Source organism: Streptomyces sp. SID13666 (assembly GCF_010548325.1).
Lineage (GTDB): Bacteria > Actinomycetota > Actinomycetes > Streptomycetales > Streptomycetaceae > Actinacidiphila > Actinacidiphila fildesensis.
Map to the genome: position 1 here is coordinate 1 of NZ_JAAGLX010000043.1, position 16,518 is coordinate 16,518.

Annotated in this window: 8 protein-coding genes; 1 reads left to right on the forward strand and 7 read right to left on the reverse strand. The window is 72.6% G+C overall.

Annotated features, from left to right (window positions below; all coding sequences use genetic code 11):
• Window positions 1–60: 60 nt before the first annotated feature.
• Window positions 61–3,648, forward strand: coding sequence for a multifunctional oxoglutarate decarboxylase/oxoglutarate dehydrogenase thiamine pyrophosphate-binding subunit/dihydrolipoyllysine-residue succinyltransferase subunit (locus G3I60_RS35225; protein ID WP_343241990.1), 3,588 nt, complete (start codon window positions 61–63; stop codon window positions 3,646–3,648).
• A 50-nt stretch (window positions 3,649–3,698) separates the two neighbouring features.
• Here G3I60_RS35225 and fxsT read toward each other — a convergent pair whose 3' ends face one another.
• From fxsT to G3I60_RS35260, 7 genes are all read right to left on the reverse strand, one after another.
• Window positions 3,699–6,695 carry an FxSxx-COOH system tetratricopeptide repeat protein gene (fxsT, locus tag G3I60_RS35230; RefSeq protein ID WP_164608157.1) on the reverse strand — a complete coding sequence of 999 codons (2,997 nt, stop codon included), beginning with the start codon at window positions 6,693–6,695 and terminating at the stop codon, window positions 3,699–3,701.
• Between the two features lie 58 nt (window positions 6,696–6,753).
• Window positions 6,754–8,178: an HEXXH motif domain-containing protein gene (locus G3I60_RS35235; RefSeq protein ID WP_164299263.1), complete on the reverse strand. Its 1,425-nt coding sequence runs from the start codon at window positions 8,176–8,178 to the stop codon at window positions 6,754–6,756.
• On the reverse strand, window positions 8,175–9,344 hold the full coding sequence (locus G3I60_RS35240; RefSeq protein ID WP_343241989.1) for an FxsB family cyclophane-forming radical SAM/SPASM peptide maturase: 1,170 nt from the start codon (window positions 9,342–9,344) through the stop codon (window positions 8,175–8,177). Before G3I60_RS35240 ends, G3I60_RS35235 begins: the two co-directional genes overlap by 4 nt.
• Window positions 9,345–9,516: 172 nt before the next feature.
• Window positions 9,517–9,708, reverse strand: coding sequence for an FxSxx-COOH cyclophane-containing RiPP peptide (gene fxsA / locus G3I60_RS35245; RefSeq protein WP_164299267.1), 192 nt, complete (start codon window positions 9,706–9,708; stop codon window positions 9,517–9,519).
• Window positions 9,709–9,805: 97 nt separating this feature from the next.
• A complete protein-coding gene (locus tag G3I60_RS35250; protein ID WP_164299269.1) occupies window positions 9,806–13,243 on the reverse strand; it encodes an SAV_2336 N-terminal domain-related protein in 3,438 nt (1,145 codons plus the stop codon).
• 4 nt (window positions 13,244–13,247) lie between these two features.
• On the reverse strand, window positions 13,248–14,297 hold the full coding sequence (locus G3I60_RS35255) for a MoxR family ATPase (RefSeq protein WP_343241880.1): 1,050 nt from the start codon (window positions 14,295–14,297) through the stop codon (window positions 13,248–13,250).
• A 100-nt stretch (window positions 14,298–14,397) separates the two neighbouring features.
• Entirely contained in the window at window positions 14,398–16,509 is a 2,112-nt protein-coding gene (locus G3I60_RS35260) for a trypsin-like peptidase domain-containing protein (protein WP_164299274.1), read from the reverse strand.
• Between the last annotated feature and the right edge of the window lie 9 nt (window positions 16,510–16,518).

The following is a 16,518-nucleotide window of genomic DNA, read 5'->3' on the forward strand; positions in this document are numbered from 1 at the left end:
CCCCGCAGGACCGGCTGCGGCAGGCGAAGGACCGCCGCCCGCAGCTGCCCCCGGGCCCGCGTGCGCCCGAGCTGCCGCTGCTGGAGCGCGAAGAGGAACGGGAGCGGCTCGTCCGGTTGCTCGGCCGCGGCGGCTCCGTGGGGGTCGCCCGCCCCTCCGGCGCCGGCCGCCGCGGCAGCCACGCCCGCGGCCACCACCCCGGCCCCCGCCAAGCCGGCCGCCGCTCCCGCGAAGGCAGCGGCAGCCCCGGCCAAGGCCGCGGAACCGGCAGCGGCTGCCGATGGACCGGAGTACGTCACGCTGCGCGGCCCGTCGGCCGCCGTCGCGAAGAACATGAACGCCAGCCTCGAACTGCCGACGGCGACCAGCGTTCGCGCGATTCCCGTGAAGCTGCTGTTCGACAACCGCATCGTCATCAACAACCACCTCAAGCGCGCCCGGGGCGGGAAGGTCTCCTTCACGCACCTCATCGGGTACGCGATGGTGCAGGCCCTCAAGGCCATGCCGACGATGAACCACTCCTTCACGGAGAAGGACGGCAAGCCGACGCTGGTCAAGCCGGCCCACGTCAACCTGGGCCTGGCCATCGACCTGGTGAAGCCCAACGGCGACCGCCAGCTGGTCGTCGCGGCCATCAAGAAGGCCGAGACGCTCAACTTCTTCGAGTTCTGGCAGGCGTACGAGGACATCGTCCGCCGCGCCCGCGCGAACAAGCTGACGATGGACGACTTCACCGGCGTCACCGCGTCGCTGACCAACCCCGGCGGCATCGGCACCGTGCACTCCGTGCCGCGGCTGATGCCCGGCCAGGGTCTGATCCTCGGCGTCGGCGCGATGGACTACCCGGCGGAGTTCCAGGGCACGTCGCAGGACACCCTGAACAAGCTCGGCATCTCCAAGGTCATGACGCTGACCAGCACCTACGACCACCGGGTCATCCAGGGTGCGGCGTCCGGCGAGTTCCTGCGCCAGATGAGCCTGCTCCTGCTCGGCGAGAACGGCTTCTTCGACGACATCTTCGAGTCGCTGCGGATCCCGTACGAGCCGGTTCGCTGGCGGACCGACATCGACACCGCGCACGACGACGACGTCACCAAGGCCGCGCGGGTCTTCGAGCTGATCCACTCCTACCGGGTCCGCGGCCACGTCATGGCCGACACCGACCCGCTGGAGTACCGCCAGCGCAAGCACCCGGACCTGGACGTCCTGGAGCACGGCCTCACCCTGTGGGACCTGGAGCGCGAGTTCGCGGTCGGCGGGTTCGCCGGCAAGTCGCTGATGAAGCTCCGCGACATCCTCGGTGTGCTGCGCGACTCGTACTGCCGCACCGTCGGCGTCGAGTTCATGCACATCCAGGACCCGAAGCAGCGCCGGTGGATCCAGGACCGCGTCGAGCGGTCGCACACCAAGCCGGAGCGCGACGAGCAGCTGCGGATCCTGCGCCGGCTGAACGCGGCCGAAGCGTTCGAGACGTTCCTGCAGACCAAGTACGTCGGCCAGAAGCGGTTCTCGCTGGAGGGCGGCGAGTCCGTCATCCCGCTGCTCGACGCCGTCATCGACGCGGCCGCCGAGTCGCGTCTGGACGAGGTCGTCATCGGCATGGCCCACCGTGGCCGGCTGAACGTGCTGGCGAACATCGTCGGCAAGTCGTACGCGCAGATCTTCCGCGAGTTCGAGGGCAACCTCGACCCGAAGTCGATGCACGGCTCCGGCGACGTCAAGTACCACCTGGGCGCTCAGGGCACCTTCACCGGTCTGGACGGCGAGCAGATCACCGTCTCGCTGGCGGCGAACCCCTCGCACCTGGAGGCCGTCGACCCGATCGTCGAGGGCATCGCGCGCGCCAAGCAGGACATCATCAACAAGGCGGGCACCGACTTCACCGTCATGCCGGTCGCGCTGCACGGCGACGCGGCCTTCGCCGGCCAGGGCGTCGTCGCGGAGACGCTGAACATGTCGCAGCTGCGCGGCTACCGCACCGGCGGCACCGTGCACATCGTGATCAACAACCAGGTCGGCTTCACCGCCGCCCCGGCCGCGTCGCGCTCGTCGATGTACTGCACCGACGTCGCCCGCATGATCGAGGCGCCGATCTTCCACGTGAACGGCGACGACCCGGAGGCCGTGGTCCGCGTCGCGCGGCTGGCCTTCGAGTTCCGCCAGACGTTCAACAAGGACGTCGTGATCGACCTGGTCTGCTACCGCCGCCGCGGTCACAACGAGGCCGACAACCCGTCGTTCACCCAGCCCCTGATGTACGACCTGATCGACAAGAAGCGCTCGGTGCGCAAGCTCTACACCGAGTCCCTCATCGGCCGGGGCGACATCACCCTGGAAGAGGCCGAGCAGGCCCTGCAGGACTACCAGGGCCAGCTGGAGAAGGTCTTCACCGAGGTCCGCGAGGCCGCCTCCACCCCCGCCGCCACCGAAATGCCGGTGCCGACGCAGGAGTTCCCGGTCAAGCTGGACACGGCGATCAGCCAGGAGACCATCAAGCGGATCGCCGCCGCCCAGGTCAACATCCCGGACCGGATCACCGTCCACCCGCGCCTGCTGCCGCAGCTGCAGCGCCGCGCGGCCAGCGTCGAGGACGGCACGATCGACTGGGCGATGGGCGAGACCCTCGCCGTCGGCTCGCTGCTCATGGAGGGCACCCCGGTCCGGCTCGCCGGCCAGGACTCCCGCCGTGGCACGTTCGGCCAGCGGCACGCCGTGCTGGTCGACCGGGAGACCGGCGAGGACTACACCCCGCTGCTCTACCTCTCCGAGGACCAGGCCCGTTACAACGTCTACGACTCGCTGCTCAGCGAGTACGCGGCGATGGGCTTCGAGTACGGCTACTCGCTGGCCCGGCCCGAGGCGCTGGTGATGTGGGAGGCGCAGTTCGGTGACTTCGTCAACGGCGCGCAGACCGTCGTCGACGAGTTCATCTCCTCCGCCGAGCAGAAGTGGGGCCAGACGTCCGGCGTCACCCTGCTGCTGCCGCACGGCTACGAGGGACAGGGTCCGGACCACTCCTCGGCCCGCATCGAGCGGTTCCTGGCGATGTGCGCCCAGAACAACATGACGGTCGCCAGCCCCACCACGCCGGCGAACTACTTCCACCTGCTGCGCTGGCAGGTGCACAACCCGCACCACAAGCCGCTCATCGTCTTCACCCCGAAGTCGATGCTGCGACTGAAGGCCGCGAACTCCCGGTCCGAGGACTTCACTTCGGGCGGGTTCCAGCCGGTCATCGGTGACACGACGGTCAGCCCGTCCGCCGTCCGCAAGGTGGTCTTCTGCTCCGGCAAGGTCTACTACGACCTGATCGCGGCACGTGAGGCCAAGGGCGCGAACGAGGTCGCCATCGTCCGGATCGAGCGGCTCTACCCGCTCCCCGGCAAGGAGATCCAGACCGAGCTGGCGCGGTACACCGGTGCCCAGAAGTACGTGTGGGCGCAGGACGAGCCGGCCAACCAGGGTGCGTGGCCGTTCATCGCGCTGAACCTGATCGACCACCTGGACCTGGTGCTGGGCGCCGCTCCCGACAACGCCGACCGACTGCGCCGGGTTTCCCGCCCGTCGTCCTCGTCGCCGGCCGTCGGCTCCGCCAAGCGCCACCAGGCCGAGCAGGAGTCCCTGGTCAACGAGGTCTTCGAGATCTGACCACGGGCGCACGACACCACGTGCGACAAGGGCCGGGCCCAGGCGGTGCGCTAGGTGCCCTGGGGCTCGAAGTCCCAGAACGGCCGGGTGCGGGACCGGGCGGAGACGGTGTGGACGTGCTGGGCGCCCTGCGTCGCGGACAGCGAGGCGAGCGCCTCCTCCTCGATCTTCTCCGCCTCCTGGATCTTGCGCAGCGCCCGCAGGTCGGCGGCGAGCGCGATCCGGGCGGAGAGCGTCAGCGGGTGGGTGGCGCCCAGGGAGACCGCGGCGCGCGCCGATGTGTCGCGGCTGAGTTCGGCCGCCCCTTCGGGATCACCGGAGAAGTTGCGGGTGGCGGTGGCGTTCAGTGCGCAGCCCAGCGTCCAGGGATGGTCCGGGCCGACCGCCTCGTTCATCCCCGTGAGCGCCTCCTCGATCAGTTCCTGGGCCTGTTGGCGCTCACCCGCCGCGCGCAGCACGAGCCCGTTGTTGCCGAGGCAGCCCAGCACATACGGGTGTACGGGGCCGAGAGTGGCGCGGTAGCGCCGGGCGACACCCTCGCCGACGCCGCGTGCGCGGTCCAGGTCGCCGTGTTCGCGTGCCACACAGGAGTAGCTGGAGGCGACCATGAGCGTCAGGGGGTGGTTCTCGCCCAGCACCCGCTCCACTCGTTCCAGCAGCCGGGCCAGCAGCACCGGGGCGCGGCGTTCACCCGTCCGGTACTGGCCCATGATGAGGGTGTGTTCGGCCCGCAGGGTCTGCGGGTTGTCGACGCCCATGACGTCGCGGTGGGTACGGACGCTGCGTTCCTGTACCGAGACGGACTCGTCGTACCGTCCGAGCAGCCGCAGGTCCCAGGCGTAGTTGATCTCGGAGAAGAGCGTCCAGGAGTGCCGCGGGCGCAGCGCGTCGCGACGGATGTCGAGGGTCTGCCGGTCGAGTTCGAGCGCCTCCTGGTAGCGGCCGAGCAGCCGCACCGAGACGGCGAGGTTGTTGCGGGCGCTGAGGGTGCGCGAATCGCGGTCCCCGACGAGTTCGAGATAGCCCTCCAGCACCAGCCGGGACACCTCGTGCGCCTCGTCGTACCGGGCGAGGCCGCGCAGGGACGCGGCCAGGCCGGTGGCGCCGCGCAGCAGGTCGAGGTCCTGCTGCCCGCGCTCCTCCCGCAGATGGTCCACGGCGATCCGGCAGATCGACTCGGCCTTCTCGTAACTGCCGGTCGCGTGCAGGAGGTTGGCGTAGTGCCGGGTGATGTCCCAGATACGGGGGTGGAACTCCCCGAGCAGTTCCTTCCAGGCGGCGAGCCCGCGTTCCGCCAGCTTGAGCCCGGAGGTGTACTCGCCCGACAGGTACATGTACCGGAGCGAGTTGAGCACCAGCTGCTGGATGTCCGGGTCGGTGCTCTCCAGCACCCCCGCCGCCTTCAGGTGCGGCGTGATCTCCGCGTACCGCGGCCACAGCCGGGTGTCGGTGGGCCGCCCCGGGTCGGCGGCGGCCAGCGCGCGGCGCACCACCACGGCGTACTCGCGCCGGTCGGCCTCGGACATGCCGTCGCGCACCGTCTGGTGGACCATGCGGTGCATGTGCAGGATCTCGGAGCCGCCGCCCGGATCGTCGGACCCCACGTCGTGCGACTCGCGGCGGACCACCGAGTACTGGACGAGCTTGGCCGTGGCGTCGTTCCAGCGCAGCGGATCGTTCATCAACCCGACGAGCTGCTCGGGAAGGTCACGTACCGGCAGTTCGCGCAGCAGCCGGACCGGAATGGGACCGGGCGCGAAGAAGACGCACATCCGCAGCAGGTCGATGGAGGCGGGCTCGGTGTCCCGCAGCTGGTTGAGCAGTATCGACCAGGCGGTCTGGAAGGTCATCGGGAAGTCGGCGGCGACCTTGAGGCCGGCCTCGGAGTTGTTCCCGGTGCTCAGCAGCCCGATGTACTCGTCCACCGACATGGTGGAGTCGCTCAGCCAGCCGGCCGTCTGGTCGAGCAGCAGCGGCAGGTCCTCCAGCGCCTCCGCGAGCCGGTCGGCGTCGGTGTCGTCGAGCCTGTCGGCCCGGCGGCGGACGAAGGCGACGCTCTCGTCGCGGCTGTAGACGGGGACCTCCATCAGGGCGGTGTTGTGTTCGCCCCAGGCCCGGTTCTGCGAGGTGATCAGCACATGCCCGGGTCCGCTGGGCAGCAGGTCCGCGATGTCCCCGACCTGGTCGGCGCCGTCCAGTACGAGCAGCCAGCGGGAGTACGGGTTGCCTCGGCGCAACGCGTCGAGCACGGCGCGCAGCCGCTCGCCGTACTCGGGCCCGGTGGTGAGGCCGAGGGCCGGGGCGAGTTCGGCCAGCCGCTGGCGCAGGGTGCCGCGCTGGTCGGCGGGGACCCACCACACCGCGTCGTACTCGGAACCGAAGCGGTAGACGTACTCGGCGGCGATCTGGGTCTTGCCGACGCCGGACATGCCGAGCAGTGTCACGACGGCGGCGCCGTGTTCGGCCTGCTGCAGCCGGTGATAGATGCTGCCGAGCAGGTTCTCCCGGCCGGTGAACCGGATGTTGCGGCGCGGGACGCCGCCCCAGACCCGCGGCTGGTCGGCGGGGAAGCGGGGGCCGGAGCGGGCCGGGTTCTCCTCCAGGGGAGCGGTGTCGACGGTACCGAGCCGTGCCAGCAGCCGGCGTTCGGCCTCATGCGCGCCGATGCCCCACAGCGAGGAGGCGCTGAGCGCGGCGGTCGCGGTCGGGAGCGCGGCGTTGGTGACGGAGACCGCGGCGAAGCGGTCGGTGTTCGTCGCGACGACGGCGCGCAGCGCCTGGTTCCACTCCTCGTGGGTGCGCGGGCCCAACTGGAAGTACCAGTCGCTGAGAATGACGAGGATGCGTCCCTCGGCGAGCAACAGGTCTTCGAGCGCCTGCTCGATCGTGGTCCCCGGGGGCGGGTCGAACCGCTCGAAGGCGACCCGGTGCCCCTGCCGTTCGAGACGCGAGCCGATCCACGCGGCCCAGGCCCGGTTGAATCCCGCGAAACTGATGGTGACGGGCTGCCTTTCGGCCGTTGCCGCCGACTTCCGCACTACGGCCATGCGACCGTCTCCCTCGTGATGCGAACGAACGTACGGCCTCGACGGACCGTCAGATCCCTTAGCTGGGAACATACACCGGTGATTCCCCTCCCGAGGTTCGCCTCCACCACATCCCGCGGGCGGTCTCCACATACGCACTCGCGCGGGCCAAGTGCCCCTCGGGCGGGGGATGATCCTTCAATCGGGTGAGCTGTCGGACCATGGCGTTGACGAACACTCTTCCCTCGGGCGTGAGGCTCCGCGATCCGGCCAGCGCGGGCAGTGCGGCGCCGACCTGTTCGCGGCAGCGGGAGTGTTCGGCCCACGCCTTGTCGCGTTCCGCGGCGTCCTTGGTGTCCCTGGCGAACAGCTGCCAGTACTCGGCGAGTGCCAGATGGGAGTACGCGCCCTGCAGCAGCCCGTCGAAGGGCCGCGGATCGGGCCGCCAGGGGGCCCAGTACCGTCGCTGGGCATCCGCCGTATGGAGCGGTACAAGGTCGGCGAGAGCACCGAGTTTGGCGTGCTGCAGTTCATGGACGAGCGTCGCGGCGAGATACCCGGGGCTCTGCGGGATGCTGCTGAGCACGGCGCCGAAAGCCTCGCGGCGGGTCCCGCTGCGGGACACACCGCTGGTGTGCGACCCCGCACCGGGCGACGGGAGCAGCGGCACGAAGCACTCCAGCAGATCCGCCACCTCGGCGGGACGCGTCTCCCCGCCGAGGTGCAGCACGGCCATGGCGCCCGCCCAGGCGTGCTGCCACTGGTCGGACTCGGCGGGCGTCAGCCGGTCGCCGGCCCGCGGGCAGTGCCGTTCCAGTCCGCTGCCCTGCGTCCGGAACGGGTCGATCTCGTCGAGCAGGACCGGCCGCGGTCCACCGGTGAGGACCCGCAACGGGAACCAGCGCGGATCGTCCGACCGCCAGCTCCCGTCGGGGCCGCGGCGGATCACGGCAGGGGCGTCCCCCTGCGGAGTGACCGTCAGCACGTCCCCGTCGAAGAGGAGTTCAACGGTTCCGAACGCCTGCTGACCGCCTCCGCCGGTCGCGCTCAGCGCCCCCAGAGTGGGCAGTGGCAGCGCACCGTCCTCGTCGTCGAGCCGGAGGGCGAACGGCACACCGGCGCGTACCGCGGCGGCCGCCGCGAGGGCGCCGAGGTAGGCCAGCTCGTGGGTGAGTGCCGGTCCGTGCCCCCCGGTGCCGAGCCGGAGCAGGCAGCGGCGGACCCAGGGGCCGACGAGGGGGTAGAACAGCACACGCCGCGTCGCGTCCCGGTCGAACCGGTCGGCGGCCTCCAACAGCGCCCAGTGCCGGCGGAACACGGGCGCGGCCGGGCCGCGGTGCTGTGCGACCGCGTCGGACAGGGCGCGGAGCTGGAGCAGCCGCAGCCGGTGCTGGCCCGCCGCGAGAAGGGCGAGCTCCGCACGCCCGCCGTGGGTGCCGCCGAGTTCCCGGAGCAGGGCGTCGGAGACGCGGCCGGCCGCACCGGAGAGGATCCCTGTGGTCATGCCGCGGCCGCCTCGGCCAGCCGATCCGCGACATGCCGGATCAGCCGCTGGAGATCGGCGCAATATACGGACGGATGGCGGAAGCCCTCGCCGTCGACATATCGGTGGGCGTAGTTGCCGCCGCCGCACACCTGGACCAGCGGGCACCGGCGGCACTGCCCGGCCAGCGCGGCGAGCCCGCCCTGGCGGGCGGCGACACCCGGGTGTGCGAGTGCCTCGTCGAACGTGTGGTGGAAGACGTCGAGCCCGGTGGCGGCGGCGCCCTCGTAGGCGGACTTGAGCGAGTCCACCTGCTCGATGCTGCCGTCGGTCTCCACCACCACGGCGTCGAACGCCCGCAGCCCCAGCGATTCGGTGGCCGCCGGGACGCCGAGGAGCAGCGCGAGGCACTCCTCGAAGATCCGCACCCGGATCCGGCGGCGGTCGGACCGCCACCACTGGTCGAAGACGGTGCACAGCCAGTCGCCGTACGGGGACGGCCGCTCGGCCGGCGCGGGCAGGCCTGGCGGCGGCACACTCCAGTTTCCGTGCGGGAGGAGGAAGTCCACCGCCGGCGGCGAGAAGTCGAGCAGCGACCCGTAGACCTCGGCGGGGTCGGAGGCGAGGTCGACGACACAGAGCACGCCCGCGTAGCTCCCCCGGTGCCGGTCCTCGGCGAGCAACCGCAGCCCGCGGGCGGCGGCCCGCCAGGACGGACGGCCCGCGTGGTCCACTCGCGCCAGGTTGTGGCCGGGCAGCCCGCCGTCGAGACTCACCCCGACCCGGATCCGGTGCGCGGCCAGCGTCCGCAGCCGGTCGTCGTCGAGCAGCGTGCCGTTGGTCTGGACGGTGCCGTGCACGGCACAGTCCACGGGCACCGCGGCCCGCACCCGGTCGACGACGGCGCCGAGCGCTTCGGTCTCGGCGAGCAGCGGTTCGCCGCCGTGCAGGACGACCGCGATGGCGGTGAGCCCGTGCGCGGCGGCGTGTTCGGCGATCCGGGCGGCGGTGGCGTCGAGCACCGGTGCGGCGGGGGTAGCGGGACGGTGCCGCCAGCCGCTGTCCGGGCCCGCGTAGAGATAGCAGTAGCGGCAAGCGAGGTTACAGCGGCCGTTCATCTTGAGGATGAACTGGCGGAAGGGGACCGCACGTGGACCGTCCGGTCCTGCCGGTTCCCGCGACGTCACCGGTCCTTCCGTGGCCTGCCTCACAGCATGTCCCCTGTCCCCCGGTCCGTGGCGGAACCTTCCTTCTCTCGCGGCAGCACAAACCCCGGTGCGGCGGCATTGTCCGGATCGGCCTGCGATCCGACCGAAACCGGGCGGGGCACCAGGGCGAAGGAGCCGGGCGGCCGCGCGTTCAGAAAGCGCTGTTGAATGCCCAAAGGGTCTCGGACGGCTCACCCAGCCGGGTCCGCAGGCCCTCCAGCACCTCGGACAGCACGGGATGGTCCAGTTCCCGCAGCGTCTCCAGATCCAGGTCCAGCAGATCCGGCAGTCCGTCCGGATCTGCCGCCGTTCCGGTACGCTCCGCGTTATTTTCCTGACCCATCGTCACACCACCCTCAATTCCCCGCAGTTGGGGCCCATCTGGGATGCCCGCCCATCGGGTGGGCAAAACCCCCGGCACGGCGTCGGGAACGCCGCGCCTACCGTCCGCCGCCCAGAGCGGCCAGCCGTTCCGCCGTCCAGTCGGCGTCCCGTCCGCCACCGTCCGGGAGTCTGCGCCACTCCTCCAAGGCCGCCCGGTACGCCTCCCGCGCGGCCCGCGGCCGTTGCGCCGCCTCGTACACCACACCGCGCCGGTGGTGCGCCTCGGCGGTCAGCCGCACCGCCGGGGCCGGGTCGGCCGACCCCTCCTCGGCAGCCCTGGCCGTCTCGGCCGCCCTGCGGAAGGCGTCCGCCGCCTGGTCCAGTCGGTCGGATCCCCCGGTGTGCCGGAAGTTCAGCCGGTTCGCCTCACCCAGCTCCAGCCAGGCGCGGGCCCGCACCAGCGGAGCGCCGCCGTTCCGGGCCGCGAGCCCGAAGATGTGCTCGGCCTCGCGGAGGTCGACCAGGTCCTGACTCGTCCGGTACCGCAGCAACAACGCCCGGCCCAGCATCATCAGCCGCTGGGTGAGCCGGGGGTGACCGGCCGGGGACTGCATCCGGCAGTCCCGCAGCACCCGGATCGCACGGGAGACGAACGCCGCCCCGCCCGCCAGTTCCGCCCGCTGGAGCAGGACCGTGCCCCACTCCTCCATCAACTCGCCGTACTCGGGCCGGTCCCGCATCATCTGGTGGCCCGCATCCTGGAACCGGTCGGCCGCCTCGTCCAGATCCGACGGCGGCCCGCCCGCCGCATACCGGTGCACCCAGAGCCGGGCCGACCGGACCAGCACCTCGGCCCGGAGTATCCGCTCCCTGACGTCCTCCAGCGTCCGCGCCACCAGCCGGCCGGCCTGCTCCAGCCGGTCGCCCGCCAGCAGCAGTGCGTCGATCAGCAGCAGCTGAACCCGGACCCTGTCCTCGATCGGCGCCTGTTCCGCGGCCAGCGCTGCGCGGGCGTACTCCAGCGACCCGGCGGCCTGCGCGGCGTACACCCGGGAGCGCTCGGCATCGTCACCCGTCCCGGCCAGCATCAACAGCGCCCGCCCGCGGGCCAGCGAAAGGCCGGCCGGCTGGGGGACGTCCTCCCCGGACCGGGGATGCCCGTCCGAGTACGCCTCCAGCATGCCGATGGTCTCCTGCAACGGCCCGGTCTCACCGCTGAGCCGCCACTGCTCCTCCAGCGCCTCGGCCCGCTCCAGGGTGATCCGCAGCGTCTCGTCCGGCTCCAGCCCGGCGCCCGCGCCGGCCGCCGTGAACTCCCGGTCGGCGCGCCGCAGCAGCTCCAGCGCGGCCTGCCGCTGGCCGAGCGCCCGCAGGTCGGAGGCGGCCGCGTGCAGCACCCGGGCCAGCACGGCGCGGGCCCGCACCGCACCGGGCGAAGCGACCGCGATCTCCGCGGCCTCCTGCGCCTCGCGCAGCAGACCGGCCTCGCCCTGCAGCCGCCACAGCCGCAGCAGGTTCTGCGCCAGCTCGCCCCACAGCTCGGGATCGGCCGCGGTCGGCAGCGCGGCGGCCGCCGCCCGGCGGAGCAGTTGTACGGCGTCCAGCAGGCTCTGCACCATGCCGTCGGACTCGAAGCGCCCGACGAGCACCCTGGCCCGTTCCAGCGCCGCCTGCGAACGGGGAGCGCCGGTGCCCTCGACACCGATCTGCTCGGTCACGTCCGTCAGCGGGATGAAGCGTTCCAGCACCTTCGCCGCCACCTGGGCGAAGGGCTGCGCGGCCCGCCGGGCCGAGTCCTCCGCACCGCCGTCCAGCGCCGGTATCCGTCCCGGCACGGCTCCGCCGCCACGGCCGTCCGCCAGCTGGGCGATGGCCAGCGCCGGGAAGTTGGGGCCGCCGAGCCCGAAGCGCTGCTCGACGTACTCGGAGCAGTGCTTGAGCACCAGCAGTGCCTCGTCCCGCCCCAACGGGCCCAGCAGGACGTCCTGGACGCCCTCGGCGAACGCGTACCACTGCGCCGGCGGACGTGCCGCGGGCACCTCGCCGATCACGGTGCCGTACGCGGGGGTGTCCAGCACTGTTCCGTACGGGGGCGTCTCCGTTCCAGGACCGCCGGAGCCGCCCGAGCCGGCCCGGGTGAGCAGCCCGCTGAGCAGCACCTCGGAGAGTTCCGCGGGTCCGGAGTCGGGCAGCATCGTGCGCTGCACCAGCTGCATCACCGGCAGATAGAGCGGGGCCGCGGCCACGTACACCGCGAGCTGCGCAGCGCCCGGGGAGGCGGCGGACCGGAACCGGGCGACGAGCTCGGCCGGGGCCAGCGGTCTGCGCGGCCGGGACGGCGGTGCGGCCGGCTGGTCGGCGCGCACCCAGCCCACCGCGGCCGGCACCGGTCCGGTACCGGTGCCCGACAGCAGCCGCGCCCACGCGCCCAGCGCGGCGGCGGTCGGCGGCAGCACCGGGACCGGGACCATGCCGGGTCGCTCCAGCGCGCCCTCCCCCTCGAAGTGCAGCGTCGCCGACTGTCCGGGGCCCTGCCCGCGCATCAGCAGCCCGTACGAGGTCGGCAGCCGGGTACGGGACCACAGCCGCTGCGGCAGCGGCTGCAGTACGGCGACGGGCGCGTGCCGGGACAGCCGGTGCAGCAGCCGGTGCGCCTCGCCGCTGCGCCACAGCGGGCCGGCGCAGTCGCTGACGAGCACCGTCACCTGACGTCCCGTCGGGTCGTTGAGCTGGTCCGCGGAGCGCAGCCCGGCGGCGCCGGGTTCGAAGCGGCGGCTCACCGCGGCGCCGCCGTCCGGAGTCTGGTGCAGATACTGCACATGGACGTCACGGAAGGCGCCCAACTGGCCGAAGACCTGCTGGAACTCGCCGAGCATGCGTTCCCACACGTACATCGACGACGAGGCGTCCATCAGCAGCTGCAGCGAGGCGTCGCCCCGCGAGATGCTGCGGAAGACCGGCATCAGCAGACCGCCGGCCCGCGCGCTGCGCTCCGCCGTCGCCGACTCGTCCAGCTCGCTGCGGATCGGCGGTGCGGTGCTGTGGTAGCGCTGCAACGGGCGCAGCGCCCGCTGCAGTTCCAGCAGCCCCGGCAGTGCGGGTGCCTCGGGCACGCCGATGGAGAAGGCGCCGCCCGGCAGCGGGGAGCCCCGTCCGCCACCGGCCGTACGGTCCCGGTCCCCCGGATACAGCGCGATGCTGCCCCCGGGCAGACCGCCGCCGGGATGGCCGGATCCCGCCCCCGGATCGTCGGGACGGTCCCCCGCGTCGGCCGCCGGGTCCGCCGGCCGGTCCACGGTGTCCACCGCGGCCGTCCCGGTCGCCCGGTCCGCCGGGCGCGGGCCGTCGGCCCACTCACCGGGCTCCGCGCCGGCCCCGGCGGGCTGCGACCAGCGCGCCAGCCAGACGGCGTCGGCCAGTTCACCCAGGTCCGGGTCGAGCCCCGCCCCGCGCAGCCGCTCGATGATCTCCGCGAGCGGATCACGGCGCGGCCGCGGAGGCGGCGACGGAGGCGGCTGGGCCTCGGGTGGCGGGGAGGGGGGAGGCGCTGTCACACCCTCACCTCGGCCGGTCGAGTCGCTGGATGAGCATGTCGGCGAGCCGGTCGCGGGACGGCGGCGCGGCGTGGTGCGTGAGGTAGATCGCGTTCAACAGCTGGTCGGCGGCGAGGAGTTCGCTGCGCGAGCGCTCCAGGAACCGGGTGATCAGATCGTCGCCGATCCTGGCCGCCTCGGTCCCCAGATGCGCCCGGACCACGGTGGCCAGCTGTTTGTGGTCGGGCTGCCCCAGTTCGAGATGGATGCAGCGCCGCAGCAGCGGCGCCGGGAAGTCGCGCTCGCCGTTGCTGGTGAGCACGACGAAGGGGAAGGCCCGGCAGCCGACCCGGCCGTCCTCGACCGTCACCTTCGTACTGTCGTCGGTGAGCACCTCGACCCGCGGCTCGCGCTCGGCGAGCCGTTCGAGCTCGGGGATCGCGAACTCGCCCTCCTCCAGCACGTTCAGCAGGTCATTGGGAAGATCGATATCGCTCTTGTCCAGTTCGTCCACGAGCAGGACGCGGGGCCGCGCCGTCGGCAGCAGCGCCGTGCCCAGCGGGCCCAGCCGGATGTAGCTGCCGATGCCGCCGGGCGTCTGGGCCCGGCCGCTCGCCGCGATCTGGGTGTCCTGGAGCCGCGCGATGGCGTCGTAGCGGTAGAGGCCGTCCTGCAGCGTGGTGCGGCTGACGATGGGCCAGCGCAGCACCCGTCCGAGACCGAGCTCGTACGCGACGGCATGCGCCAGCGTGCTCTTGCCGGTGCCGGGACTGCCGGTGACCAGCAGCGGACGGCGCAGGTACAGCGCGGCGTTGACGATCTCCAGCTCTTCCGGACTGGGCCGGTGCAGCTGCGCCATGTGCCGGTACGCGCCGAGCCTGCGGGTCGAGGCGCTGTCCGTGCCGGGGCCGGGCTCGACGAGGGGGCCGCCGTCGAAATCCCGCCACGGCGGCGGATCGGGCAGCGCACTGATCCCGTCGTGCGGCTCCCCGGCACCCCGGTAGATCAGCCACTCGTTCTCTTCGTTGCCGTCGGTCCCGGCATTCCCGTCGGGCCGCGCGTTGATGTCAGGCACTACATGCTCCTCGTCGCTCGTACGTCGATGGCAGGAGCGCAGACCACGTATCGACCGTCCCACGGAGTGGGGGCGGAACATAAGGGGTGTGTTCGGCCGGTCATGGCGTCTCCAGCGGCTGATCGGTGCCGGGCAGCGGGCGGGTCGGGTCGTCGTACAGCAGGATCAGTCCCTTGGAGATGTAGGCCTCGGGCTCGCGGCGGGCGAGATCGGCACGCAGCTTACGCACCGCCTCCGGCAGCCGGTCCGCCTGCGCGGCGGCGGCGACCGCGTGTTCCACCCCCCGGTGGAAATCGGTGCAGACCAGGTCCCGTTCGGCCCGTTCGCGGCGCCAGAGGACCACTCCGTACCCGGCGTTGGTGACCCGGCGCAGGTTCACGGGGCCGTCCTCGGCGTCCGAGGCCCGGCACAGCGCCGGCACCGAGTACAGGCCCCGGGAGCGCAGTTCGTCGTCCGAGGGGACCGGCGCCGGCTCCCCGGCGTCGCAGTCCAGCACCACCGGCTCCATCGGCCCGGCCTGCACCCGCTTCCAGCGGGCCCGCCGCAGGGCCGCGTCCTCGCCGACCTCCTCCGGGTCGTACTCCGGGTCGGCCCGGCGCACCACGACCGGACGCTGCTCCCCCAGCGTCGTCCCGTCCGCCGGTATCCGCCAGGTCTCCACCGGCAGTTCGAGCAGCGCTCTGACCACCGCCACCTGCAGGACCGCCCGGCGGTCCGGCTCGTCGCAGCGGCGGAACGCCTCGGCGAGCGGGGCGCTCAGCCGCACCGGCAGTTCGCCGAGGCGGGTGCCTTCCGCACCCTCGGCCACCGGCCGGACGTCGCCCGCCGCGTCCACGATGGCGATCCGCCAGTCGTAGCTGTCCCGTTCCCAGCCGCGGCGGTCGATCTCCAGCAGCACCGAGGGGTGCGAGACCGCCTCACGGGCGGGCGGACCGCCGGCGCCCGGGACCCGCACACCGGACGGGCCGGGGTCCGTCCTGCGGTCGTTGACCCGGGCGAGCCATTCGCGGCCCAGCTCGTTGCGGAAACCGCGCGACAGGTCCCGTTCGCTCGCGGCGACGGCCGCCGCCCAGTTCCACAGCCGGCGCTCGGCGCCGTGCGCCGCCTCGTACGGTCGCTCCGCCGTCGCCGCATGGACGCAGTAGCGCAGCACCGTCTCCAACTCGCTCTGCCCGCGCCGCAGTTCGTAGAGCAGCCCGAGCCCGTCGCGCCAGCCGCGCGGCGCCAGCGGCAGGTTCTCGCAGGGCTGGCCGCGCAGTTCGTTGACCGTCGCCAGCAGGCTCAACGTGCTGACCGGTGGCGGGAGTTCGGCGAGCAGTCCGAGCAGTTCGGTGCGCATCCCGGGCGAAAGGGCGCGCCCGGGGGTGGCGCCCATCAGGTTGTGGGCGTCGGTCCAGGTCGTGACGTTGGTGTCGGCGCGCCGGTGGCGGTCGGCGTGATGCCGGTCGTGGGCGTGCACCACCCGCTGGAAGAGGTCGTCGGACTCGGCGCCGACCGGCCCCTGCGGCAGCGGCAGCCCGCGTAACTGCACGACGGATATGGCCAGTCCGCCGTCCTGGCCGCCGCGCCGGGCCTTGAGCACGCCGATCACCTCGCCACGGGCGAGGTCGACGACCGGGCCGCCGGAGGCGCCCGACGGGATCTCGTCCTCGTTGCCGAGGCGGAGCTTGCCGTCCTTGCCCAGCTCGCCGCGGATCGTGCACCGGCCGCTGACGTCCTCGACCTCGCCGTCCACCTCCATGCAGCCGAAGAAGGCGACTTCCTTGCGGGTGAAGACCTTCGAGGTGCGCTCGGTGAGCCAGACACAGGCGTGCGGCACCGGTTCCAGCAGCCGGATCAGCGCCAGGTCGGGGGCGGGCCACAGCCCCGGTCCGGGATTCGCCGCCGGTTCGGCCCATTCGACGCGGCCGCGGACCGTGCGCCCGTCGAAGGTGACGCCGACCTCGCGCCCACCGTCAGCCACCGCGCCTCCCTCGCCCCGGAGCGCCACATGGGCGCAGGTGAGCACCCAGTTGGGGGCGACGAAGAAGCCGCTGCCCCATGGGCGGACGGCGACGTCCCCGGCGGACGGACCGCCGGACCCGTCCGGGGCATACCCGGACGGAGGGGCATGAACACGTACGGTGGCGGCTCTCACCAGGGGCGCCAGGGTCTCGAAGGGATCCGAGTCCTCGTCCTGTGCGTCCTGTGCGCCCCCATACCCCCCTGTCACGCCGCGCCA

Excerpts from the sequence above, each read along its gene's own strand:
- fxsT (WP_164608157.1), bottom strand. The coding sequence starts at position 6,695 with ATGGCCGTAGTGCGGAAGTCGGCGGCAACGGCCGAAAGGCAGCCCGTC.
- G3I60_RS35235 (WP_164299263.1), bottom strand. The coding sequence starts at position 8,178 with ATGACCACAGGGATCCTCTCCGGTGCGGCCGGCCGCGTCTCCGACGCC.
- fxsA (WP_164299267.1), bottom strand. The coding sequence starts at position 9,708 with ATGGGTCAGGAAAATAACGCGGAGCGTACCGGAACGGCGGCAGATCCG.